Annotated in this window: 21 protein-coding genes; 11 read left to right on the top strand and 10 right to left on the bottom strand. The window is 73.1% G+C overall.

Going from position 1 to position 24291, the window contains the following annotated elements; all coding sequences use genetic code 11:
• The first annotated feature begins 67 nt into the window (after positions 1-67).
• From ACIQ9E_RS23575 to ACIQ9E_RS23565, 3 genes are all read left to right on the top strand, one after another.
• A complete protein-coding gene (locus ACIQ9E_RS23575) occupies positions 68-925 on the top strand; it encodes a hypothetical protein (RefSeq protein WP_403710022.1) in 858 nt (285 codons plus the stop codon).
• A 148-nt stretch (positions 926-1073) separates the two neighbouring features.
• Complete coding sequence (locus ACIQ9E_RS23570; protein WP_403710020.1) at positions 1074-1331, top strand: acyl carrier protein; 258 nt, start codon at positions 1074-1076, stop codon at positions 1329-1331.
• Positions 1332-1341: 10 nt separating this feature from the next.
• Positions 1342-1995: a 4'-phosphopantetheinyl transferase family protein gene (locus ACIQ9E_RS23565; protein ID WP_403710018.1), complete on the top strand. Its 654-nt coding sequence runs from the start codon at positions 1342-1344 to the stop codon at positions 1993-1995.
• A gap of 466 nt (positions 1996-2461) precedes the next feature.
• On the opposite strand, the gene ACIQ9E_RS23560 is transcribed toward ACIQ9E_RS23565, so the two are convergent.
• The 4 genes from ACIQ9E_RS23560 to ACIQ9E_RS23545 all read right to left on the bottom strand — a co-directional run bounded on the left by ACIQ9E_RS23560 (position 2462) and on the right by ACIQ9E_RS23545 (position 9275).
• Entirely contained in the window at positions 2462-3715 is a 1254-nt protein-coding gene (locus tag ACIQ9E_RS23560; RefSeq protein WP_403710016.1) for a GAF domain-containing protein, read from the bottom strand.
• 108 nt (positions 3716-3823) lie between these two features.
• Positions 3824-4429, bottom strand: coding sequence for an N-acetylmuramoyl-L-alanine amidase (locus tag ACIQ9E_RS23555; protein ID WP_403710014.1), 606 nt, complete (start codon positions 4427-4429; stop codon positions 3824-3826).
• 572 nt (positions 4430-5001) lie between these two features.
• Complete coding sequence (locus tag ACIQ9E_RS23550; RefSeq protein ID WP_403710012.1) at positions 5002-6396, bottom strand: SWF or SNF family helicase; 1395 nt, start codon at positions 6394-6396, stop codon at positions 5002-5004.
• Complete coding sequence (locus ACIQ9E_RS23545) at positions 6393-9275, bottom strand: DEAD/DEAH box helicase (RefSeq protein ID WP_403710010.1); 2883 nt, start codon at positions 9273-9275, stop codon at positions 6393-6395. The genes ACIQ9E_RS23550 and ACIQ9E_RS23545 overlap by 4 nt, the downstream gene beginning before the upstream one ends.
• A gap of 532 nt (positions 9276-9807) precedes the next feature.
• On the opposite strand from ACIQ9E_RS23545, the gene ACIQ9E_RS23540 reads away from it, so the two are divergent.
• The 4 genes from ACIQ9E_RS23540 (at position 9808) to ACIQ9E_RS23525 (ending at position 13642) form a co-directional block, all read left to right on the top strand.
• The gene (locus ACIQ9E_RS23540) at positions 9808-10974 is read left to right on the top strand and encodes an acyl-CoA desaturase (protein ID WP_403710008.1); all 1167 of its coding nucleotides are present in this window, start codon (positions 9808-9810) and stop codon (positions 10972-10974) included.
• Positions 10975-11064: 90 nt separating this feature from the next.
• On the top strand, positions 11065-11247 hold the full coding sequence (locus tag ACIQ9E_RS23535) for a hypothetical protein (protein ID WP_403710006.1): 183 nt from the start codon (positions 11065-11067) through the stop codon (positions 11245-11247).
• A 745-nt stretch (positions 11248-11992) separates the two neighbouring features.
• On the top strand, positions 11993-12397 hold the full coding sequence (locus tag ACIQ9E_RS23530; RefSeq protein WP_006351043.1) for a roadblock/LC7 domain-containing protein: 405 nt from the start codon (positions 11993-11995) through the stop codon (positions 12395-12397).
• Positions 12398-12532: 135 nt separating this feature from the next.
• A complete protein-coding gene (locus ACIQ9E_RS23525; protein WP_403710005.1) occupies positions 12533-13642 on the top strand; it encodes a DUF6397 family protein in 1110 nt (369 codons plus the stop codon).
• 47 nt (positions 13643-13689) lie between these two features.
• Here the strand turns inward: ACIQ9E_RS23525 and ACIQ9E_RS23520 are convergent, their stop codons facing one another.
• Positions 13690-13995 (bottom strand): hypothetical protein, encoded by a 306-nt coding sequence (locus tag ACIQ9E_RS23520; protein ID WP_366260194.1) that lies wholly within the window; start codon positions 13993-13995, stop codon positions 13690-13692.
• 302 nt (positions 13996-14297) lie between these two features.
• Between ACIQ9E_RS23520 and tdh the strand changes: the two genes are divergently transcribed.
• The 3 genes from tdh to ACIQ9E_RS23505 all read left to right on the top strand — a co-directional run bounded on the left by tdh (position 14298) and on the right by ACIQ9E_RS23505 (position 17617).
• Positions 14298-15326: an L-threonine 3-dehydrogenase gene (tdh, locus tag ACIQ9E_RS23515; RefSeq protein ID WP_403710003.1), complete on the top strand. Its 1029-nt coding sequence runs from the start codon at positions 14298-14300 to the stop codon at positions 15324-15326.
• A 160-nt stretch (positions 15327-15486) separates the two neighbouring features.
• Positions 15487-16683 (top strand): glycine C-acetyltransferase, encoded by a 1197-nt coding sequence (locus ACIQ9E_RS23510; protein WP_403710001.1) that lies wholly within the window; start codon positions 15487-15489, stop codon positions 16681-16683.
• Between the two features lie 19 nt (positions 16684-16702).
• Entirely contained in the window at positions 16703-17617 is a 915-nt protein-coding gene (locus tag ACIQ9E_RS23505; protein ID WP_403709999.1) for a LysR substrate-binding domain-containing protein, read from the top strand.
• Between the two features lie 68 nt (positions 17618-17685).
• On the opposite strand, the gene ACIQ9E_RS23500 is transcribed toward ACIQ9E_RS23505, so the two are convergent.
• Together ACIQ9E_RS23500 and ACIQ9E_RS23495 are read right to left on the bottom strand one after the other, a co-directional pair.
• Complete coding sequence (locus ACIQ9E_RS23500) at positions 17686-19815, bottom strand: ATP-binding protein (RefSeq protein ID WP_403709997.1); 2130 nt, start codon at positions 19813-19815, stop codon at positions 17686-17688.
• Positions 19816-20077: 262 nt separating this feature from the next.
• Entirely contained in the window at positions 20078-20734 is a 657-nt protein-coding gene (locus ACIQ9E_RS23495) for a hypothetical protein (protein ID WP_403709995.1), read from the bottom strand.
• Positions 20735-21069: 335 nt separating this feature from the next.
• Here ACIQ9E_RS23495 and ACIQ9E_RS23490 point away from each other — a divergent pair, with 335 nt between their 5' ends.
• Positions 21070-21513 carry an SPW repeat protein gene (locus ACIQ9E_RS23490; protein WP_403709993.1) on the top strand — a complete coding sequence of 148 codons (444 nt, stop codon included), beginning with the start codon at positions 21070-21072 and terminating at the stop codon, positions 21511-21513.
• 232 nt (positions 21514-21745) lie between these two features.
• On the opposite strand, the gene ACIQ9E_RS23485 is transcribed toward ACIQ9E_RS23490, so the two are convergent.
• From ACIQ9E_RS23485 to ACIQ9E_RS23475, 3 genes are all read right to left on the bottom strand, one after another.
• Positions 21746-22465 carry a DUF2470 domain-containing protein gene (locus ACIQ9E_RS23485; RefSeq protein WP_403709991.1) on the bottom strand — a complete coding sequence of 240 codons (720 nt, stop codon included), beginning with the start codon at positions 22463-22465 and terminating at the stop codon, positions 21746-21748.
• 158 nt (positions 22466-22623) lie between these two features.
• The gene (locus tag ACIQ9E_RS23480; protein WP_403709989.1) at positions 22624-22854 is read right to left on the bottom strand and encodes a DUF6296 family protein; all 231 of its coding nucleotides are present in this window, start codon (positions 22852-22854) and stop codon (positions 22624-22626) included.
• 161 nt (positions 22855-23015) lie between these two features.
• Positions 23016-24227: a cation:proton antiporter gene (locus ACIQ9E_RS23475; protein WP_403709987.1), complete on the bottom strand. Its 1212-nt coding sequence runs from the start codon at positions 24225-24227 to the stop codon at positions 23016-23018.
• Positions 24228-24291: the final 64 nt, after the last annotated feature.

The following is a 24291-nucleotide window of genomic DNA, read 5'->3' as shown; positions in this document are numbered from 1 at the left end:
CTCCGGCCGGAACCCGCCGGCCCACGATCCCGAACGGTTCGCCCATGCGAGAGGGAACGGTTTTCCGATGAGTACAGCCAGTGTCACCGCGTTACCCGACGGCGGGCTGAAGAACCCCGGCGCGGGTCTGCTCACGCTCGACCCCGTCCACACCGCCCTGCTGCACGGTCTGGACGATCTCCTCACGGGCCTCGCGGAACGGCTCGCCGCCCCCGAAGTGGTGGGACCGCCGCTGCTGTCGGTCGCGGGCCTCGCCCGTCTCGACTTCTTCCGCAACTTCCCCCATCTCGGCGTCTCCGCCGGGCGCTTCGCCCCGGACGCCCTCGACGGCCTGGCGGCCGGAGAGCCGCCGGGCGAGCTCCCGCTCCGGCCGACCGGCCATCTGCTGCCCTCCGCCACCTGCTACGGACTGCTCCTCTCGCTGGAGGGGGCCGACGTCGGCGAAGACGGTCTGCGGCTCTCCGCGACCGGCCGCTGCTTCCGCAACGAGACCCACTACGACGGTCTGCGCCGCCTCTGGGGCTTCCATATGCGCGAGGTCCTCTACCTCGGCACCAAGGACGGCGCGGTCGACCACCTCGAACGCGGCTCCGGGTTCGTCCTGGAGACCGCGGGCCGGCTCGGCCTGGACCTCACCCGGGCCACGGCCGACGACCCGTTCTACGACCGGGGCGGCTCCCGCGCCAAGCTGATGGCCCTGGACCCCGTCAAGCACGAGTTCAGCGCCCCCGACGGCACGGCCATCGCCTCCGTCAACCGGCACCGCAACTTCTTCGGCGAGCGCCTCGGCATCCGCGCGGGTGCCCACGGACCCGCCTACAGCGCCTGTGCGGCGTTCGGCGTCGAACGCTGGGTGCACGCGATGATCCTCGCCCACGGCACCGCCGAGCGGGCCCTGGACCGGCTCCGCGCCGTCCGGACCTGACCGCACGGTCCCGCCGGAATCCGGCGCCCCGCGGCCGTCCGCCCCACGGCCGCCCCCGCGCGGTCCCCTCCGCCCGCAACCGTGTCTTCCCGTCGACTCCGGAACCGGCCCCGACCGTTCCGGAACACCCAAGGAGCGGAACCACCCCATGGAACGCATCGCCGCCTGGCTCCACGAGAAGAACCCCGGCCTCGACGGACCCGTCGACAAGGACGAGGACCTCATCGAGGCCCGGCTCATCGACTCCATGGACTTCGTGGAGTTCGTCGAGCTGCTGGAGGACATCTCCGGCACCAGCATCGACCTCCAGGAAGTCACCATCGACGACTTCCGCACCCTCGGCCGGGTGGAACAGCGCTTCCTGACCCCGTCGGGAACGGCCGCCGCCGCGGCCGCGGCCGGATGAGAGCCCGCCCATGAACGGCGTGGGGGCACCGGCCCCCGACGAAGCCCGGCCCGCCGTCGCCGCGGTGGCGACCACCGCGGAGGTCCTCGCCCACCCCGAACTCCACGAGGGCCTCCTCGAACCCTGGGAGCTGCGCAGGCTGGCGCCGATCAGACTGCCGGGCCGCCGCGACGACGTCGTGGCCGCCCGGCTGCTGCTCCGGCTGTGCGTGGCCCGGTTCACCGGACGGCCCCCGCACGAGGCGGCACCGGCGCAGTACTGCGCCGGATGCGGCCGCTCCGGGCACGGCCGTCCCTACCTTCCGGGACACCCCGGGATCGGGGTGAGCCTCAGCCATACCGACGGGCTCGTGGCCGCGGCCGCCGGGCCCGGCGCCGTCGGTATCGACGTGGAGCCCGCGGCGCGCCGTCCCGGGCCCGTGGCGATGCTGCGACGGCTGCTGCCCGCGGCCGAACTGCATGCGGCCACGGCCGAACCGGACCCCGGCCCGGCGCTGCTGAGGCTCTGGGTGCGCAGGGAGGCCCTGCTGAAAGCAGGCCGGGAAGGGCTGCGGCTGCTGGAGTGGACGGATCGCGAACGGGGCGCCGTGGTGAGCGTCGCCAGCAGTACCCCGGCGATGACCTTCTCGGCGGCCCGCCGGGCCCCGGCGGTCTCGGGCCGCTGAGCCACCTCCCGCAGAGCGGGTATCCGGCGCCGGACCCGGCGGCGTGGCGAACCGTGGCGCCGGTCCCGGGAGCCGTGACCGGCGGTCCGGGGTGACGGATTCTGCGGGGTGCGCGGGCAGCGCAGGCGCCACGGCACACCGGGGACGCACGAACCGCAGGCGGCGACTTCCGGTCCGGCGTGCCCGCCCCGTGCACCGGCCCGGTGTGCTGCCCGCCGGCGGCCCACCGCCGTGGGGGTGGGCCCGCGTACCGGGGCGAGGGCTGGAGCGGCCGCTCCGGGGTGGACCGGCGCACCTGGGACACGGCTCTACCCACGGCCGTGGGGTGGACCGGCACACCCCGGAAGGGCCCGACGGGCCGTCGGGGGCAGCCCGGCACACCCCGGAAAGGGCCTGACCGTCCTGACCGTCCGCCGTGGTCCGGGGCCGTGCACCGGGCGATGCCGGCCGCCGACCCGTCGGGGGATCACGACCGCTGCCACCGGTCGATCTCCCGGACCCGGGCGAGGGCGGCCGCCCGCCGGGAACCGTCGAGGACCGACGCCAGCGTCTGCCAGACCGGCAGATCGTCCTCGCCCCAGGGGCTGTAGGCCCAGTCACCGAGCAGCCCCGGGTCGGCCCGCGCGATCAGCGCCGCCCGGACCTGGTCCCCGAGCCGCCGCCGCAGCCGTACCACCGCCGGCGCCTGCGAACCGGGCAGCAACGGACCGGTGTACGCGCCGACCGCGCCGGTCAGCGAGCCCGAAGCCAGCCACCGTGCCACCGCGGAGAAGTCGGCGTCGACCCGGGCCGCGAAACGGTACGGGCGCGAGCGCAGCAGCTCGCCGCCGAGAAGTCCGCGGAGCCTGGAGAGTTCCGCCCGCAGCGTCACGGGCGTCACCGACTCGTCCTCGTACAGCTCCGTCAGCAGCTCCTCCCCGCCGATTCCGTCGGGGCGGCAGGCCAGCAGGACGGCGATCTCGCTGTGCCGCCGGGTCAGCCGCAGCGTGCGCCCGTCCACCACCAGCCGGGCTTCGTCCTGCCCCAGCGCCGACAGCCGGACGCTGCCCGCGGGCGGCGGCGGGGCCAACAGGGCGAGCTGGGTCTCGGCGGCCCGCGCCACCGCCGAGACGAACGCGAGACTGTGCGGATGCGCCAGCCGGTCGCCGCCCGTGATGTCGATCGCCCCCAGCACCCGCCCGGTGGCCGGATCGTGGACCGGCGCGGCGGCACAGGTCCACGGATGAACGGGCCGGCAGTAGTGTTCGGCCGCGAAGACCTGCACTGGACGCCCCACCGTGAGCGCCGTGCCCGGCGCGTTCGTTCCGGCAGCCGACTCCGCCCAGCGGGCACCGGGCACGAAGTTCATCTCCCGTGCCCGGCGCCGGGTGGCGGGCGGCCCCTCCACCCACAGCAGCTTCCCCGAGGCGTCGCAGACGGCCACCAGATGGTCCCCGTCCCAGGCATATCCCCCGGTCAACTCCCGTACCAGCGGCATCACCCGGGCGAGCGGATGGCTCTCGCGGTAGGCCACGAGGTCGTCGTCCGCCAGCTCCACCCCCACCGTGGACTCCGGACTGACCCGGGCCCGGGCCGAGCGCCGCCACGAGTCGGCGACCACCGGCCGGACCCTCCGCCCGACCCGGCCCGCCGTCAGGTACGCGTCGTGCGCCCTGCGCAGTTCGGCGATCCGTGCCACAGGATCGGCGCCCGGTTGCAGGGCCACCCATACATCGCTCAACTCGGCCTCCCAGGGGACATCGTGGCCGAGGCCGCGGGGCGCGACAAGGAGCCGAAAGGTCGACCGAATCCGCGGTACGGGACGGGTGCGACCGGGTGGAGCCGGGTTTCAGACGAGATGGGTGAGGTTGACGAGACGGATGTAGCGCACCCAGTCCCAGTGCGGTCCCGGGTCGGTATGGTCGGCGCCCGGGACCTGGTGGTGGCCGATGATGTGCTCCCGGTCCTTGGGGATGCCGTACCGGTCGCAGACCGCCGCGGTCAGCGCGGCCGACCGGGCGTACAGCGCATGCGTGAAGTACTCGGGCCGGTCCACCCAGCCCTCGTGTTCGATGCCGATACTGCGGGTGTTGTACGACCAGTTCCCCGCGTGCCAGCCGATGTCCCGCTCCCGGAGGCACTGGGCGAGCCGGCCGTCGGACGAACCGACGACGTAGTGCGCCGATACGCGCCGCGCCGGATCCTGGAAGATCCGGACGGTGTCCTCGAAGGTCTCCTGCGCGACATGGATCACGACCCGGTCGATCCGATAGGCCGAGGGGCGGTTCGACGCGGTGTAGTTGGCGCCGGCGGCGGGCCGCCAGACGGCGCCGGGCTCGTCCACCACCGGCGACGGCGCGGCGGCCGCGGGGAACGCCCGGGCGGTGCCGGCCGGCAGCAGAATGCCGGCGGCGGACAGCGCGGCGGCCGACCGGAGCAGTTCACGACGGTCCATGGGCTCTCCTGGGGGCGGAAGCGGATGGCCCTCCGGACGGCGCGCAAGCGGGGGCCGCCACGAGGATCTCGCGCCGTGGGCCGTTCCGCGCGGATGTCGCCGTCTTCGGGTGCCATCCGTCACGAACTCGGCGGAACGGCCCGCTCACCCGACGGGCCGATGAGCGGACTGGTCCCGGGCCGGTCCGGCGGGAGGCACGAGCCGGTCCCGGCCGGTCCGGCCCGAGCGGATCCACGGTACGTCCGGCCGGGCGAAGGCGGAAGACGGGCGGCAGCCCCGGTCCGGACACTTCGGTACGGGCGGTACGGGAGCGCCGCCCGGGGCGTCCGTGGCGCCGGGCACGCGCCGCCGTGAAGCGCCACCCGTCCCGGAACTCCGCACCCCGCTTACGCGGTTCGGCCGCCGATGACCCCGATCCACGCTCTGCCGACTGCCGACTGCCGACTGCCGACTGCCGGAGCGACGCCGTGACGGCCGCAACCGGAATCGGGGGGCGTACGCCTTGACGGGCGCGCCCGGCCGCGACCCGACACCACCCCGGGCGGGCCGTCGCGCCGCTCATGCGCCGTGCGTCAGCCCGTCTCACCACCCGCGCCCGCCAGAGCGGCCTCCGGATCCGAGTCCGCCGGACCCGCCGGAACCCACTGCGAGCGTTCCTTGCGGTACGGCCACCAGCGCCCGTCCGGGCCGTACCGCAACTGGACATCGGCGCCGACGACCGTCCAGCGGCCGGGTGCCGCGGAGCGCAGCTTCGGCCGCGCGGACGCCGCCTCCCAGGCACCCTCCAGCGCCGCGGCGGCCCGCACCAGCGCCTCCGCATCCGGGGACCAGGCGTCGTCGAGGACCCGCAGCGCCACCGGACCCCCCGTCCGCCACGCCCGTACGGCCAGGTCGAGCCCGGCCCGGGACCGGCCGGTGACGGCGGCGAGCCGCCCGGAGATCACCGGACCCGGCACGCCGGCCGCCAGCCGTACCGCATCCTCGTCGAATGCCGGAACAGGCTCGGCCGGCCGGTTGCCATGTCCCGGTGCCAGCGCCTCGACCAGCAGTTGGTGCGCCCTGGCGGCCGCATCCGCGGCGAGGAACTCCAGAGCGTCCGGCCCGGCGCCGGGCACCGGATCCGTCTCGGCGTCCAGACACGGCGGCGGACCGGGCTCACCGGGCACCGCGGGCGGCGCGGGCAGCGGCGGCAGGATGTCGCGGGCGGCGAAGGCCTCCGCCGCCGGCACCCCCGCCACCGCGCCCCCGGACGACTGCGGACCACCCGGATCGGCCGCGGAGACCGCGGCCCGCGCCGCACTGCGCTCCTGGAGCTCGTCCAGCAGCCGCCGCTCGCCCCGGCCGCGCATCAGCAGCAGCACGAACGGATCCTGGTCCAGCAGCCGTGCCACCGTGTAGCAGAGGGCCGCGGCATGCGGACACAGATCCCAGGACTCGCATCCGCACTCCGGCTCCAGATCGCCCATGCCCGGCAGCAGGTCGACCCCCGCCGTTGCCGCGTCCTCGACGAGATGCGGCGGCATCTCCCGGTCGAGCAGGGCCGCGATATGCCCCGCCCGGTCGACGGCCATGTCCAGGAAGCGGTTCCAGTCGCCGTCGTCCAGCTCGGGGATCAGCACATCGACCCGGTGCCGGGTGCCGTCCCGGTCCCGTACCACCGCGGTGATCCGGCCCGGACGCACCGACACCGCGCCCACGGCGCCCTCCCTGGCGTGCCGCCGGCCCTTCTTCAGCTGCTGGGAGTCGAGTGCCGTGTCCTCCAGCGCCTTGATCCAGGAGCGCCCCCACCAGCTCTGTGCGAACCCCCGGCCGGTCACCGGCGGCAGGGCCGCGAACGTTCGCTCGGCACTCGCGTCGGGGTCTGCGGAGCCCTCCTCGCCGTACTCCTCGTCCGTATCGTCTGTGCTGCTGGGGTGGTAGTACGGGTCGAACCCGTCCTCGTGATCGTGCCCGCCGTTCCTCGTCAACGGTCCGCCCCTTCTCGCAGCTCCACCAGGTTCGCCAGTTCGGTGTCCGTCAGTTCCGTCAGCGCGGCCTCGCCGGAGCCCAGGACCGCGTCCGCCAGCTCCCGCTTGCGCAGGAGCATGTCGGCGATCCGGTCCTCCACCGTTCCCTCCGCGATCAGCCGGTGGACCTGGACGGGCTGGGTCTGGCCGATCCGGTAGGCCCGGTCCGTGGCCTGGGCCTCGACCGCCGGATTCCACCAGCGGTCGTAGTGCACGACGTGTTCGGCCCGGGTCAGGTTCAGCCCGGTCCCGGCGGCCTTCAGCGACAGCAGGAACACCGGCACTTCACCGTCCTGGAAGCGGGCCACCATCGCCTCCCGCTCCGCGACCGGTGTACCGCCGTGGAGCAGTTGCGTCCGGATGCCCCGGGCCGTCAGATGGTGCTCCAGCAGCCGTGCCATCTGCACGTACTGGGTGAACACCAGCACGCTCGCGCCCTCGGACAGAATGGTGTCCAGCAGCTCGTCCAGCAGCTCCAGCTTCCCGGAGCGGCCCGGCACCACCGGCCGGTCCTCCTTCAGATACTGCGCAGGGTGGTTGCAGATCTGCTTGAGCCCGGTGAGCAGTTTCACCACCAGACCGCGCCGTTCCATACCGTCCGCGTCCGCGATCGCGGCGAGCGTCTCGCGCACCACCGCCTCGTACAGACCCGCCTGTTCCGGGGTGAGCGGCACCGCACGGTCCGTCTCGGTCTTCGGCGGCAGCTCCGGCGCGATCCCCGGATCCGACTTGCGGCGCCGCAGCAGGAACGGCCCGACGAGGGCCGCCAGCCGCTGTGCCGCCAGCGGATCGCCGCCCTCGACCGCCCGCGCGTAGCGGGTACGGAAGGTGCCGAGCCGGCCCAGCAGCCCCGGCGTGGTCCAGTCGAGTACGGCCCACAGCTCGGAGAGGTTGTTCTCCACAGGGGTGCCGGTGAGGGCGACCCTCGCCCGGGCGCCGATCGTCCGCAGACTCCGCGCGGTCGCCGAGTAGGGGTTCTTGACGTGCTGCGCCTCGTCGGCCACGACCATGCCCCAGGGGACTTCGGCCAGCCGCTCGGCGTCCAGGCGCATCGTGCCGTACGTCGTCAGGACGAACTCCCCGCCGCCGAGGGCGTCGAGGTCCCGCCGGGAGCCGTGGAAACGGCGTACCGGAATGCCGGGCGCGAACTTCCCGATCTCGCGCTGCCAGTTGCCCATCAGCGACGTGGGGCAGACGACCAGGGTCGGACCGGCGGCGGCCGGGTCGGTCTGCCGGTGCAGATGGAGTGCGATCAGGGTGATGGTCTTGCCGAGGCCCATATCGTCGGCGAGACAGCCGCCGAGGCCCAGCGACACCATCCGGTTCAGCCAGTTCAGCCCGCGGAGCTGGTAGTCGCGGAGCGTGGCGGTGAGGGCCTCGGGCGGGCCGATCTCCTGCTCGCCGCCCTCCGGGTCGGCGAGCCGGTCGCGCAGCCGGGCCACCCAGCCGGACGCGTCCACGTCGATCCGGCGGCCGTCGACCTCCGCGGAGCCGGTGAGGACGGCGGCGAGGGCGTCGACGGGGGTCACCTTGCGGTCCTGCCCGAGGCGGGCCCGCCGCAGCTCCTCGGGGTCGACGAGAACCCACTGGTCCCGCAGGCGTACGAGCGGCCGGTTGGCCTCGGCCAGCCGGTCCAGCTCCTCCCGGGTGAGCGGGTGACCGCCGAGGCTGAAGCGCCAGTTGAAGGCGAGCAGCGCATCGGCGGACAGGAACGACGGCAGACCCGTCTCCTCGTCCCGGCGATGCCCGGAAAGCGCGCTGCCGTCGTCCCCGTCGTCTCCGCCGTTCCCGCCGCCTCCGTCGTTCGGGGGGCCGACCACGGCGCGTGCAGTGAGGCGGTACGCCATCTCGCGGGGCCAGTGGACGCCGACCCCGCTGGCGGCCAGTGCCCGGGTCGCGTCGCCGAGCAGCTCGGCGACCTCCTCGTCGGCCAGTTCGATGGCGTCGGGGACGGCCGCGTGGAGCAGCGGGGTGAGCGGCGCCCAGGAGCGGGCGGCCCTGCGGAGCGCGAGCAGCGCGTCCATCCGGGCGCGCGGGCCGAAGGCGGCGGCCGTGTCCCGGGCCGCACCGCCCGCCGCACCGCTGGCCGCACCGCCCGCCCAGACACAGACCGCGTCGAGGACGACCGCCGGATCGCTGACGCTGTGCATCTGGAGTACGGCCCGGAACCCCGGCTCGGCCCCGGCGTCCGCGGCCGGCTCCGGTGAGGTCAGCTCGATGCGGAGCGACAGCCGCACCCCGGCGTCGTGCCCGGCGGCGATATCGGCGGCCCAGGCGCGGGCGCCCGGCAGACGGCGGGGTGCGTCCGCGGCGAAAGCCGGGGTACCGATGGCCGCCGCGGCGGCCGGGGTACGGGGGAGGGTGTCCGCGACGGCGTCGGCGAACGACCGCAGCAGCCGCTCCGGTTCGGGCAGCAGCAGAACGCCGCCGTCCTCCGGCGCCGGGGGCAGCGGGACCGCGTGCGCGGCCGGGGGCATCGACGCGGCAAGGGTCCGTACGGCCTCCGTATCGGCGGGGGTGAGCGGGCCGACCCGCCAGGCGTCGTGGTCCTCGGGGCTCAGTCCGGGCAGCAGCAGTCCCCGGGAGACCAGGTGGAGGGCGAGTACGGCGGCGCTGCCCCAGAAGGCGGCGGAGGCGGACGCCTCCGGGGCGCTCCGGGCACGGGTCAGCACCGGGAGGGCGTCCCGTACGGACAGCGTCGAGGCGGTGACCGTACGGGTGCGGACATCGTCGCCGACGACCGTCAGGGATTCGACGGAGCCCGAGAGGTGCGGGGGAGGGGCCTCGCCGTCGGGGTGCCAGAACGCGAACCGGCCGGTCCGGGCGGGGTCGGCCGGCACGAACGTGACCTGGCAGAGGGCCAGGGGGGCGAGGGGCTGAGCAGGGGGAGAGGAGGCGGCTGGGGACGGCGTCAGGCGGGATCCGTCGGCCGGTGAGGGTGGTGCCGCGGAGGGTCTGTGCACAGTGATGACCGAATTCCTCAAATTTGACTACCCGGAGGCATGGAGTCGTTGATTGTACTGGGGACCGCGCCAAGGGGAAGCCCCGCAGAGGTGATGCTGATCACGGTGGTGAGCCCCCGGCGGGGGTGTCGTCAGCACCACCTGCCCAGGGGGGTGGCCCCCGGCCCGGTCCGGGGGAAGGCGCCATGGTCCCCGGACGGCCCGCGAACCTAGATTTTCGGGTGTCGGCGCGGTGCGGTTCCGAGGCTCCTCCGCCTCCTCTGCTTCTCCCTCTTCCGCCACTTCGACCTGATTCCGTGCCCGGCCCGGTGGCCGTCCGTGAGCTTTGCCGCCCGGAACCGCCGGGCCGTCCGCCGCCGTCCGCCGGCCCTTTTGGGCACCCTCGCACACCACAGACCCGGAGATCCCCATGGACCAGGCCACCGCAGTCCCCATCCCGCGACCGGTGCCGGAGCCGACTGTTCCGGTGCTGGTGGCGGCCGGACCGGGCAGGGAGTCCGGGGGCCACGGGCCGGGCCGCCAGGCGGGCAGTGAGTTCGCTCCGCTGCTGCGGACCGTACGGGAGCAGGGACTCCTGGAGTACCGCACGGGCTGGTACATACGGTGCATCGCATCCCATCTGCTCGGCATCGCCGCCGTGGTCACCGGTACGGCCCTGGCGGGAGGCTCGTGGTGGGGGCTCCTGCTCGCCCCGCTGCTGTCGCTGTTCTCCGCCCGTGCCGCCTTCGTCGCCCACGACGCCGGGCACTCCCAGATCAGCGGCAGCCGCAGGGCGAGCCGGATCATCCAGTTGCTGCACGCCAATGTGCTGCTGGGCATGAGCCAGGAGTGGTGGAACGACAAGCACAACCGTCACCACGCCAACCCCAATCACATCGACAAGGATCCGGACGTCGTCGCGGACATCCTGGTCTTCACCCGGCGGCAGGCCGTGGGCCGCAGGGGATTCCGCGGTCTGCTCACCCGCCATCAGGCCTGGCTGTTCTTCCCTCTGACCACTCTGGAGGGGATTGCCCTCAAGGCCTACGGAATCAGGGGCGTCCTCGGGAAGGCCGGACCGTTCAGGACGGCCCGGGCGCGGTGGACGGAAGGCGCCCTGCTCCTGACGCACCTGGTCCTCTACGCGACGCTGCTGCTCTCGACGATGCCGCTCGGCCGCGCTCTGCTCTTCGCCCTGATCCACCAGATGGTTCTGGGCCTCCACCTCGGTCTGGCCTTCGCCCCCAATCACAAGGGGATGACGATGGTGGACGAGGAGACCGGCAAGGGCTGGGGCCATCTGCGCCGACAGGTCCTGACCTCCCGCAACGTCCGTGGGGGACGTCTCACGGACTGGCTGCTGGGCGGATTGAACTACCAGATCGAACACCATCTCTTCCCGAGCATGCCGCGCCCGCATCTGAGGCTTGCGCAGCCGCTGGTCAGGGCCTACTGCCGAAAGCTGGGGCTGTCGTACACCGAGACCGGCGCCGTCGACTCGTACCGGCAGGCGCTCGCCCATCTGCACGATGTCGGCATACCGCTGCGGACCGGTGAGCTGCCCGCCGGTGACCTGCCGGCGGCCGAAGAGAAGTAGCAGAGGGTGAGCGGCGGGGGAACCGTGCCGCGGGTCGAGCGTTGTTCCGGACAGGAGCGGCTCATGCCGCGCGAGGAGGCACCGAAAGAGATGTCGACACGTACCAAGATTGTTGTCGGCGGCGTGGCCGTGGGCCTGCTGCTGATCCCCTTCATCGGGTTCTGGTGGGCCCTGCTCGTCGTGCTCGGCGTACCTGCGGCCGCCTATCTGGCGCTCGACCCGAGCCAGCGCCGCCGGCTCCGCCGGATCTCCCGCAAGGAGATCGGCCGCTGACCCCCGCCGCTGCCGCAGGCCCTTGTGGCCCCCGTCCATGCGCTCCGCGGAATAGCTCATGATCATGGAAAGGCGGCGGGGGAGCGGCACGTAGCGGAAAGTGCAATCCCATCGCGGCCCGGGCGGCGAGGCCGGCCGGGGAAGACGGCGGGGAATTCACATGTTGCCGACCGGGGCGGAGAACCGGCGCCCACCCGGAATCGCGGCGGGAGCCTTCCGTCCGGCGCGGGCGGAAAATTCCGGCGGCGATACCGCAGGCGCTCCCCGCCCCGGCGGGGAACGGCTGCGAGGTTCCCCGGTCTGCCGGGTCGAGCGCCGGGGCGGCCCGGCGGGGGATCTCGCCGGCAGCTCGCGAACGGCACCTCCGCAGTACCGCTGAACAGGGCCGACCGCACGGGCAGTGATGGCCCCGTGCCGGGGGAGACGACAGCGGCCCGGCCGTACGAGGACCGGCCCCCGGTCCCCTTTTCACCCCTGCGGACGGCATTCTGCCGCAGCGCGGACAATTTCCCGCCAACACGCATTCCCCGGCTTCCGGTTCGGACCCGGGAAGGAGCGGTGGACACCCCCGCGGCACCACCGGGAAGCCGGTAAACCAGTGCACTTCCACCGTGGTGAATATGCCGCACGGATACACGGGCGGCGACACTCCGATTCGACCCTTCGGCAACACCTTGCCCTGTGCTCCGGTGTGCGAAAGGCTGGCGTTCGACACGGGGAACGCGTGCACGGGAGGGGAACATCCATGCCGCTGGACAAGGGACTTGACTGGCTGCTCGACGATTTGACCCAGCGGGTGGGACACATCAGACACGCTCTGGTGCTGTCCAATGACGGCCTGGTGACCGGAGCGAGTACCGGGCTCGCCCGCGAAGACGCGGAGCACCTCGCGGCGGTCTCCTCCGGCCTGCATTCGCTGGCCCGGGGTTCGGGCCGGCACTTCCGGGCGGGCCGGGCCCGCCAGACGATGGTCGAGTTCGACGAGGCACTGCTGTTCGTGACCGCGGCGGGCGACGGCAGTTGCCTGTGCGTGTTCAGCGATGCCGACGCCGATATCGGCCAAGTCGCCTATGAGATGACCCTGATGGTCAACAGGGTCGGCGAGCATCTGAGCGTGGCAGCCAGGCAGCCCGGTGGACAACGGTCCTGACCAGGGACGACAGCACGGCCACCGGAGTGCGGTGGCGAGGGTTCGCCAGGTTTTCCACAGGCCCCGGCGGGGTGCGCGGCACCGGGCTACGGTGATTACTCACCGTATTCGTACGTGCAGGGGGAGTTGATTGCCATGACGGCTGCAGAGAGCGCGCCGCTCCGATCCGGCCGGGACACGGCGGACCGGCGGGGCAGGCCGCCGACAGCGGTCGGCGGAGCCGGACTTCTCGCGGACCGCGCTCCGGGGGACCGGGCCCGGGGCGGGCCGGCGGAGCGCGGTCTGCCCCCGGGGGCCGCGGCCCGTGCGCTCGGCCTGCGGCCCGGAGAGTTCGACCTCGCCGTGCACCTGGGATGCGTCCGCACCCTGCCCGGCCCCGCCGCGGATCCGCCCAGGGTCGCCCGGGACGAGATCCTCCGGCTGCGGGGCACGGACGACCGGGCGGAGGCACTGCGGCGCCGGGTGCACACGGTCGGCACCAGGACCGGTGCCGAACTGATCTCGGTCAGCCCCCAGCGGTTCACCCGCCTGGCCCGGACCGGCCATCTCGTTCCGGTCCGCTTCCATCTGAACCGCTACCGGGCGGTGGTATGGCGCTATCTCGCGGACGACGTCGAGGAGTTCGCCCGCGCCCGCCCGGAGCTGCTCACCGGCCGTACGGATCCGCAGCTGCGCGCCCTGCTCGACGCCGGAGCGGACCGGCGCCCGCGGAACTGGCGCGGCAAACGACTCGGCCTGGCCCTGCGGATCACCTCCGACCCCTGGGAGCGGTCCGCCGCCGTCGCCGCCTTCCTCACCCCCTCGGCCCTTGCCGAGCTGGTCCCCGACCCCGTCGAACGCTCCCGGCTGGACGGGCTGCGCCCCCGCCTCGGATGCCCCCGCCCGGTCTCGGCCCCGGCCCGGGATCTGGTCGACCGGCTTGCGCGGGCCGCCGACCCCGACGAGATCGCGTGGTACGGGACGCTGTTGGCACAGCAACTGGACGAAGCCCGAGCCCAACACCCGGCACCCGCCCCGGGCTGCCGCGGTCCGGGCCACTGCCCGCCGCCCGGATCAACCGCCGCCCGGCTCCCCGGGGTCCGTCCCCCGATCCCGGTACGAGCGGGCGTCGCACGGCCCGACGTCGCCGCCTCGGGGCCGCCCGGTCGACCGCCCGTTCCCGAGCGGCCGCTGCGGGCTCCCCGCTCCCGGGGGCTGCGGCTCCTGGAGCGGCTGCGCCGGGGCAGCCGGAAGGCCCCGGCATGACCCGGGGGAGCCCGGCCGGGCTCAGGCCCGGCCCTGGCCGGTGCGGATCAGGGTGCGGGAGTGCCGCGGGAGCCGCTCACGGCCGACGGCACGGTGGCCCCACCACCCTCCTGTACGGCTTGGACCACCGCCTGGTGCAGCGCACGGCTGTCGTCCTCGGAAAGACAGGGCGTGGGGCTGCCCGACAGGGTGAACCAGTCGGACGCGCCGCTGTACTGCACGGCGACGCGCGCCTCACCACCGGCCCAGGTGGTGTGCACAGTGAGATCCCCGGTCAGAACGCCGACTTCGTCGGTCAGTACACCTCCACGCCCGGAGTAAACCCCGGTGGTCGTCCACGATGCCCAGCTCATCCTCCCAGGCTCGCACCACGGACCCGGATACGCGACCGGCGTGACGGCCCCGCGGCCGGATCCCGGCGTTCCCGCCCCGCCTCGGCGCAGGGCGCGGTCGGCCGGACACCCTCCGTGTAGCGCAACTGAGGGGCCGCTTAAGAAATCCTCGATGGACGCCCGGGGCCCCTGCTGGGCAGATTGGTCCCGGCCTCCCGGCCCTCTGACCGGCTCTGTCACCGTTTGCGGCCTCTGCCCCGGCTGCCGCAGCCTGTCACTGACCCGTGCCGTGCCCGCCCTCCGTACCAGCCTGGAGCCGCCCGATGAAGGCCCTCGTCAAACAGCACGCCGAGCCCGGACTCTGGCTGGTCGACGTGCCCGAGCCCGAGCCCGGCCCCGGCGATGTGCTCATCAGGGTGCTTCGCACCGGAATCTGCGGGACCGATCTGCACATCCGCTCCTGGGACACCTGGGCGCGGGGCGCCGTCAGCACCCCTCGTATCCTCGGCCACGAGTTCGTCGGCGAGGTCGCGGCCCTCGGCGGCGGCGTCGAGGACATCGCCGTCGGCGATCTGGTGAGCGGTGAGGGCCATCTCGTCTGCGGCCGCTGCCGCAACTGTCTGGCCGGCCGGCGTCACCTCTGCCGGAGCACCGTCGGACTCGGCGTCGGCCGGGACGGAGCCTTCGCGGAGTACGTCGTCCTGCCCGCCGGCAACGTATGGGTCCACCGGACCCCCGTCGATCTCGATATCGCGGCCATCTTCGACCCCTTCGGCAACGCCGTGCACACCGCACTCTCCTTCCCGCTGGTCGGCGAGGACGTCCTGATCACCGGAGCCGGACCGATCGGCATCATGGCCGCGGCCGTCGCCCGCCACGCGGGCGCCCGCCATGTGGCCATCACCGATGTGAGCGACGCCCGGCTGGAAATCGCCCGCAAGGCCGGGGCGGACCTCACCCTCAATGTCTCCGAACACCCCGTCGCCGAGGCCCAGCACCGCCTCGGGCTCAAAGAGGGCTTCGATATCGGCCTGGAGATGTCCGGCCGCCCCGAGGCCCTGCGGGAGATGATCGACAATATGACTCACGGCGGCCGTATCGCCCTGCTCGGCCTGCCCGCCGAGGAGTTCGCCGTCGACTGGTCCCGCATCGTCACCTCGATGATCACCATCAAGGGGATCTACGGCCGTGAGATGTTCGAGACCTGGTACGCGATGACCGTTCTGCTGGAGGCCGGACTGGACCTCGGCCCCGTCATCACCGGGACCTACGGCTACCGCGACCACGCGGCCGCCTTCGACGAGGCGGCCACCGCCCGCAGTGGAAAGATCATCCTGGACTGGACCGGCTGAACCCGGCCCCCGGACCGCCCTTCCGGCCCCGGGCCGCCGCGATCCCGCCCCGCCGGACCACCCCGCCCCGACGACCCCCGTCGCCTGCTCGTCCGCTCGTCCGTTCCGACGGTGCCCCGACCGGGGCATCCCACCCAGCGACTCCCAGGGAGCAGCTTCCATGTACGCGTCCGTGCGCGACGAACTCCGTGCCACCCTCGACGAGATCCGCGACGCCGGGCTCCACAAGCCCGAGCGGGTCATCGGCAGCCCGCAGGGCGCCAGTGTCTCCGTCGCCTCCGGCGGCGAGCCGCTGGAGGTCCTGAACTTCTGCGCCAACAACTACCTCGGCCTCGCCGACCATCCCGACGTCGTGGCCGCCGCCAAGGACGCCCTGGAGCGCTGGGGCTACGGAATGGCGTCCGTACGCTTCATCTGCGGTACCCAGGACGTCCACAAGGAACTGGAGGCACGGCTCTCCGCCTTCCTCGGGCAGGAGGACACGATCCTCTACTCCTCCTGCTTCGACGCCAACGGCGGAGTCTTCGAGACCCTCCTCGGGCCCGAGGACGCCGTGATCTCCGACGCCCTCAACCATGCCTCCATCATCGACGGCATCCGGCTCTCCAAGGCCTCCCGCCACCGCTACGCCAACCGCGACCTGGACGAACTGGAGCAGCGGCTCAAGGAGACGCAGGACTCCCGCCGCAGGCTGATCGTCACCGACGGCGTGTTCTCCATGGACGGCCATATCGCCCCCCTGGCCGAGATCTGCGACCTCGCCGACCGCTACGACGCCATGGTGATGGTGGACGACTCCCATGCAGTCGGCTTCATCGGCCCCGGCGGCCGCGGCACACCGGAACTCGCCGGAGTCATGGACCGGGTCGATATCATCACCGGAACCCTCGGCAAGGCCCTCGGCGGAGCCTCCGGCGGCTATGTGGCCGCCCGGGCCGAAATCGTCGCCCTGCTCCGCCAGCGTTCCCGCCCCTATCTCTTCTCCAACTCCCTCGCCCCCGTGATCGCCGCCGCCTCCCTCACCGTGCTCGACCTGCTGGAGAGCGCCGGGGAGCTGCGGCAGCGGCTCGCCGAGAACACACGGCTCTTCCGCCGCGGCATGACCGAGGCCGGTTTCACCATCCTCCCCGGCGACCACCCCATCGTCCCGGTCATGATCGGCGACGCCGCCGAGGCGGCCCGGACGGCCGAACTCCTCCTCGAACAGGGGATCTACGTCATCGGATTCTCCTACCCCGTCGTCCCGCTGGGACAGGCCCGGATCCGGGTCCAGCTGTCCGCCGCGCACTCCCCGGACGACGTACGCCGTGCCGTGGCCGCCTTCACCGCCGCCAGGAAGGCGCTGAGCACCGGCTGAGGGCTGGCAGGATGGCGGGGTGATCGACCCCCGACGGCTGCGCATCCTGCGGGCCGTGGCGGACCACCGTACGGTGACCGCCGCGGCCGCCGCGCTCTACCTCACCCCGTCCGCCGTATCCCAGCAGCTCAGCGCCTTGGAGCAGGAGACCGGCCACGCCTTGCTGATCCGCGGCGGCAAAGGCGTCCGCCTGACACCTGCGGGCGAGATCCTGCTCACCCACACCCATGCGGTCCTGGCCCAGCTGGAGCGCGCGGAGTCGGAGCTGGCGGCCTATGCGGACGGCGCCGCCGGCGCCGTCACGGTCGCGGCCTTCGCCACCGGTATCGCCGAGATCGTCGCACCCGCGCTGCGCGGTCTCGCCGCGCACCACCCCGCCGTCGCGGTCCGGGTCCGGGACGCCGAGGGCGACCAGAGCCTGCCGCTCGTCCTCGACGGGGAGGCCGATATCGCGGTCGCCGTCGAATACCGGGGTGCGCCCGGCGCCGACGACCCCCGGCTCTCCCGCGTCCCCCTGCACGCCGAACCCTTCGACGCCGTACTGCCCGACGACCACCCCCTGGGCGCCCGGGACACCATTGAACTGGCCGCGCTCGCCGACAGTGACTGGATCGGTCCCTATCCGGGCAATCCCTGCCACGACATGGTGATACGCGCCTGCGAGCGGGCCGGATTCACCCCACGGCTGGTCCACTCCTCCGACGACTTCCGCGCCAATGTCGCCCTCGCCGCCGCGGGCGCGGGCGTCGCCCTGGTCCCCCGCTCGGCCCTGCGCGGCACCGATCTCAAGGGCACGGCCGTCCGGCCCGTCTCCGGACCCGCGGCGACCCGCCGTGTGTTCGCGGCGGTCCGCCGGGGAGCCGAAACGCATCCCTTGCTCCGGCCGGTGCTGGACGCGCTGTCCGCCGCCGCGGCCGGCCTCGACCGGATCTGACGACGTCCCCGGCCCGGCCGCGCCTCACGGCGACGAGGTACGCCCGGCCCGGACCAGGGGGCGCGGACTCAGCACGGGGGCCCCAGTGCTGCCTTCAGCCCCGCGTCCAGACCGTAGGAAGCCCCTTCCTGATAGGCCCGCTCGTAGACGTCGTCCCCGACGCCCTCCCGCGCGACCCGCTCGCACGCCTCCCGGACGGCCCGAAGCTCCGGCGTACCCTGCTGGGGATGGCCGACCGTGCTCCAGAACGCCTGCCCGGTGCCGTACACCTGGCCCACCCGCTCGCCGTCGCCCGCCGCGGCGATCGCCGCCGCCAGCGCGTCCAGACCCAGGGCGATACCGAAGTTGTCCCCTATGCCGTGCTTCCCCTCCAGCATGGCGCGGGCATGCCCCGCCGCGTCCAGCGAGTCGCCCCGGAAGAGCGCGATCAGACTGAGCTGATAGTCCAGATAGGCACGGGTCCACGACTCGCCCCGCTCCACACACCCCGCCCGCAGGCTCAGCGCCAGTTCTCTGGCCTCGTCGAGCCGTTCCAGATTGGTCAGCGCGAAGACCTTCACCAGGGAGCAGCGGAGCCGGGCGGCCGAGTCGAAGGGCTGTCCGCCCGCCGCATGCAGGGTCTGGACCGAGGTGGCCTCCGCGTCCAGCGGACTTCCCGTCAGCAGGTCGATCAGCCCGGAGAGGTAGGCCGCCGCCAGAATCCCCTCGGTCTCCTGATCGGCTGCGGCCGAAGCGGTGCATTCGTCGCTCACCCGCCGGGCCGTCTCGTAGTCCCCCTGAAGGGTGGTCGTCACCCCCAGCGCCCACAGCCCCCGTGTCCGGTCCGGCCCCGGGCGCGCATCGGCGTCCAGGGTCTGCTGGAGGTACTCGCGGGCCTCGTGGAGGTGGCCGCAGCAGCTCCAGAAGAAGCCGACGAACCCGGCCAGCCGCAGCGCCCGCTCGGGGGAGTGGCGCAGGAAGTGGTCCAGAGCCGCGCACAGCTCGTTGTACGCCGCGCTGATCCGCCGGTACCAGCGGGCCTGCTCGGGACCGAGCCACTCGCGGTCGGCGCGCAGGGCGAACCGTAAGAAGTACTCGGCGTGCCGCTGAGCCAGGACCGTGTCCTCTTCCAGCGCGCTCAGCCACAGCTCCCCGTACTCCCGGATGGTGTCCAGCATCCGGTAGCGGATGCCGTCGCCGTCCGGTGCCTTGACGACCCGCAGTACGGACATGCTGACCAGCCGCTCCAGCAGCGGGACCATCGTCGTCGAGTCGAGGGGGCCGCCCGCGCACACGGCGAGTGCGGACGCCTCGTCGAAATCGCCCCGGAAGACCGTGAGCCGGGCCCACAGCAGCCGTTCGACCGGGGCGCACAGCTCGTGGCTCCACCCGATCGTGGTACGCATCGTCCGGTGCCGCTCCGGCCGGACCGGGAGCCCCTCATCCGCCTCCAGCACGTCGAAGCGGGACGTCAGCCGCTCGGCCACCTCCGCCACGCTGGTCCGCCCGGCGTGCGCCGCGGCCAGTTCCAGGGCCAGTGGAATGCCGTCGAGCCGTCGGCAGATCCACCGCGCGGCCCGGGCTCCGTCATCCGACCAGGGGACGGGCACGTCATCGGATCCGGTGCCGGTGCCGGTGCCGTCGGCCGTCGGCGGCGGTGCCGTCGGCTCGGTCTCGGGGGGCACGAAGCCGCCCGCTGCCAGGACCCGCTGGGTGAAGAGTTCCAGCGCGTCCGGCCCGTCGACCGGCAGCGGTTCGAGGTCGAGCAGCCGCTCGTCCTCCAGCCCGAGCGGCTGACGGCTGGTGGCCAGCACGGTCAGCCCCGGGACCGCGGTCAGCAGATCCCCGATCAGCACCCGGACCGGGTCGACCAGATGCTCACAGGAGTCGAGCACCAGCAGCAGCCGCTTTCTGGCGAGCCACTCGCAGAGCGCGTCGACCGGCATCCGGGGGGTGTGATCCGCCAGATCGCAGGCGTCGGAGACGCTGGCCAGCAGCAGTCGGTCCCCGTAGAGCGGGGACAGCTCGGCCCAGGCCACACCGTCGGAGAAGCCCTCGGCTACCTGATGGGCGGCGCGCAGCGCCAGCCGTGTTTTGCCGACGCCGCCGGGACCGACGAGGGTGACGATGCGGTGCTTCCTCAATGCCCGGTCCAGCCGGAACAGTTCCCAGTTCCGTCCGACGAAACTGGTCGATTCCTCGGGAAGGTTGCCCAACACGGGCCCATTGTTGCGCACCTTCGACCCCCTTGGCCCAGCCACGGAATCGCTGAATCGGGCAGGAGGGCCGAATGCGGCGGGAAATCGCCGCCGGACGGCCGGGTCGCGGCGCGATTCCGGCCCCCGCCCGCGACAGCGGGCGAACAGCCGATACATGTGCTTGCCGGCAGAGCGCGTCTGCACGGAACGTCCGCCGGGGGTGCGACCGGATCGGCTGCCGGACCGCCCCGCCGTGCGGCGGGGCGGTGGAGCGGTGGAGCGGTCAGGGCAGCGTCGGCAGCGGCGGGACCGTGACGACGGGCACGGTCACCGGGGGCACGGTGACCGGCGGGACCGTCACCACGGGTACGGCCGGGATCGTCACCGGCGGAATCGTGATCGGCGGAACGGTGACGGGCGGAATGGTCACCGGCGGAATCGTGACCGGTGGAACGGTCGGGACGGTGATCCCGGACAGGGCTGCGGTGAGGGCGTTGACCAGCGCGGTCACCAACTGCCCCACGGCGGTGACCGTGCTCGACACACCCGCCGTCGCCGCCGCCACCAGATCGTCTACGGCCGTCTGCAGCGCGGCCACCAGATCGTCCACGGCCCCGGCGCGCACCGCGGAACTCCCGTCCGCCCCGCTCCCGGCCTCCTCCTTCACCTGTACGAGCGCCGCATCGACCCGATCCAGGTGCTCGGCCGCCACCGCCGGCGGCAACTGTCCGCCCCGCGCGCGGAGGGCGTCTTCCAGCAGGGCGGCCACCGTGGCCGGTGCCGCCCCGGCCCGGTCCGGTGCGGCGGGCTCCGCCGGATTCGTGGCGGCCGGCGGCGCGGACCCCGGTGGGGAGGCGGCCGCCGGGCCGGCCGCCGTGAGGACGAAGGCGGCGCACAGTGCCGGGGGGACGAGTGCGCGCGTCACCGGTGCGAGACGCATAGGGGGTTCCTTCCGGAGATGGGACGGTCTCTCGCACTCACCGTGTGAATGTGGTTTACGCAGCGCAATCGGTACGGGCTCCGCCGAACGAGCGAACCCCTCCCGATGCGTACCACGTGACCTGCGCACTCTTCCCCGGCCAGGGATGCCACTCCGGTAGGGCTTCCGAGTGAATCCGCTCGGTGGACCGACCCGGGGGCGGGGGACTCCCTGCGGAAGTTCTTGCCCCCTTTCGCTGTGCATAAGGAACATATAAGGGCAAAATGGAAGTGTGTGGCGAAGGAGCCGCGCAGTTCGGTCGACGTACAGACGCACCGTCGAAGGAGGCGAGTCGTATGGCCGACGTCTCACACAGGGGAGATCTGGCAGATCATCCCGACGTCACGGAAATGCGGGACCGCTATGCCCGCGTGCTCGGCGGGCGTGATGTCGCGCTCGTCGACGGACCGCTGTTCCTGGTCGGTCTGGCCTGCGCGATCTCTCCGTGGATAGTCCATTTCTCGGGCAGCCAGCCCGCTCTCGCGACGCACAACCTCATCATGGGTGTCGCGATCGTGGTGCTCGCGCTCGGATTCACGGTCATGCCCCAGCGGATGTACGGCCTGAGCTGGGCCATGTGCGTCATGGGCGCATGGATGATCATCGCGCCGTGGGTCGTGGGCTCCAGCCCCGACAAGGGGGTCATCTGGACCAATGCCGTTCTCGGCGGTCTGACCTTCCTGCTCGGACTGGCGTGTACGGCGGCGGCCATGCGCAGCGGCCGGACACGGCATACCTGACGCTGCGTCCGTTCCCGGACGCCCGCGCGGGATGCCCGTGGGCGCACGGCCGGACGGAGCGGGCCGGGCCTCCGCCGGTGACGGAGGCCCGGCCCGGGTCCGTGCGCGGCGGGGCGTGAGGGCGCGCTGTGGGGGGATACCGCCTCGGGTGGACCCCGGCGGCCCGAGCGCCCGCCGCCCTTCTCGTCTCCGTACGGCCTCCGGTTCGGCACCGCACCCGCTGTCCGAGGTCTCAGGAGTCCCGCAGCGACCGTCCCCGGAACCGGCCGTGGGCGGTGTCCATCAGAGCGCGGATCCGCTCACCGGCCTGATCGGGATCCCGGACCGGCGAGGAGAATCCGAGCCGGACGTCCTCGTGGGCTTCGGCGTACTCCAGACGGAGCGTGATGCCGTAGCGGTCGATCGCCAGCGGCAGCGCCCGCCGGACCGCGTCGGCCCGCCGCCGCTCCGCCAGCCCCAACAGGACGTCCACCACATCTCCGTGGTCGTCGGTCATATGCGTGAGCATGCCCGCCTCGCACATGGCCAGCGGGTCGGTCTCCGCCTCCATCAGCTCCAGCAGACCGACGCTCGTCCGCTCACCCGCCCGTTCGAGTACCGCGTGTTCGAACTCCATGCAGCGGCTGCCGTCCGTGCCCCGGTGTTCCCCTTCCGGCAGCAGCCACCCCGTGAGCAGGACCCGGGCGCGGACCCGGTCCCGCACCGGCGTGGGGGCGATATCGGTGAACTCCAGTACCGCCCGGGTGATCCCGGGGCCGTACGGTCCCTGCCCCTCGGTGCCGTGGTCGGCGGGGTGCAGATGGATGTGCTCGGTCACGCCCGCGCCGCCGAGCCGGGAGACCTCCGCGCGCCCCTCGTCCGTCACCACCGTCATCGAGTCGGCCGCCGTCAGGATCGTCCTGATCCGCTCCGCGCTCGTGGGCCGGGCGAGGGGGGCGTTGAACCAGCGCATGCGGAATCTCCACACCTTGGGAAACTTAGGTTTGCCTAACCTAAGCCCGAATGGGGTGTGGGGCCAACCCCGCCTCCCGGCGGCCCCCGGCCGGAGCCGGGACAAGGCGACCGCGGCGCTCACCCGGGGGAGTGAGAGCGGTGGGCGGCGTACCGGATTCAGACGGCGAGCGGCCTTACGGTCACCGGCATTCCCGGAGCCTGGTGCCCGCCGCTGGCCAGCATCCGCACCTCGCCGCCCGGGGTGATCTCCGCCCGGACGATGCCCGTGTCGTCCTCGTACACCGGATGGCCGCCCGCTCCCGCGCGGTCGGTGCGGCGCACCACGACGACGTCGTCCTCTGCCGCGGACGCGCGGAAGACGAGCTCGTATACCTCTGCGTACTCCATGGGGGCCTCCCGGGGGCGCCTTCCTCCATGGTCGCGCGGCGGCGCACACCGCGCAGCGGACACGGCCGGTTCCGGAGGGGCGTACGCCCGCGCGAAGAAGGGTGGTCCGGCAGCCCTGCGCCGTGGCCGGGCCTGCCGCCGCGGACGCCGCGGCGGCACGCTCACCAGGCCTCGGAACCCTCGCCCCGCAGCGCGGCCCGGGGAGCTTTGCCGCGCCCGGCCCGCAGCCGCAGCGCCGACTGCGGAAAGAGCAGGACGGAGACCATGGCCGCCCCGACGAGCGCCGCGGACTCGCCCGGTGTGACGGTTCCCCGGTCGAGTCCGATGGTGGTGATGGCCACCACCAGCGGCAGACAGGTGGCACAGAACAGGCCCAGCGCCCGGCGGTCGCCGCGCCCGAGGTCCCGGGGTGCCAGCAGCACGGCCGGCGCTCCCCGTACCAGCAGGAACAGCACCAGGAACAGCGGCAGCAGCGCCAGTGCCCGTCCGCCGGACAGCAGTGACGCCAGGTCGAATTCGATCCCCGTGACCACGAAGAACAACGGCACCAGAAATCCGAATCCGATCGCCTCGATCCGGCCGACCACCTCCCCGGAGCTCTCCGGCGCCGCACGGTCGAGGACGATCCGGGTCAGCACGCCCGCGGCGAACGCCCCGAGCAGCGTGTCCAGACCGAACACCGCCGACAGCGCCAGCATCGACACCAGCAGCAGCATCACGAACCGGACGGCGAACTGACCGCTGCTGTGCAGGGTCTCCCGCACCACCCGCGAGAACCAGGGCGGACGCGGGCGCAGCGCCCACAGCACCGCCACCGCCGTCACCACGGCGAACCCCGCGAGCAGGGCGACGGACTCGGCCGGCCTGCGGCCGCTCAGCAGCAGCGCCATGGCGATGATCGGCCCGAACTCGCCGACCGCGCCGAACGCCAGCATCACGGTTCCGAACCGGCCCTTGAGATCGCCGGAGTCCCGCAGCACCGGAAGGACCGTCCCCAGCGCCGTACTGGTGAGCGCGGTACCGATGACCACGGCGGTCGCCGTGTCACCGGCCGTCAGCGCGAGGGCGGCACCCAGCCCGAGCGCCAGCGCGGCCAGCCAGGCCCACAGCGCCCGGCTGAGCGTGTCACCGCGGACGGCGCCCCAGTCGATCTCGTACCCGGCCAGGAAGATCAGCATCGCCAGGCCCAGGTGCGAGAGAGTGTCGACGACGGCGTCCGGCCGTGCCCAGCCGAGGACGTCCGGTCCGATGAGGATGCCCAGCACGATCTCGAAGACGACCAGGGGGACCCGGATCCACCGCCCCGCGGCATGGGCCAGCAACGGGGCGAGCACGGCTGCGGCCATGATCAGAATGAGCGTTTCCGGATGCATGGGCCGTATGTACCAAAACCGCCGGTCGGCGGAGGGGGTTCCGGAGTGCGCGTCGCGCACTCCG

It is taken from the genome of Streptomyces sp. NPDC094448, assembly GCF_044763775.1.
Lineage (GTDB): Bacteria > Actinomycetota > Actinomycetes > Streptomycetales > Streptomycetaceae > Streptomyces.
Note: the sequence above shows the minus strand (reverse complement) of the source record. Positions and strands in the feature narration are given on the sequence as shown.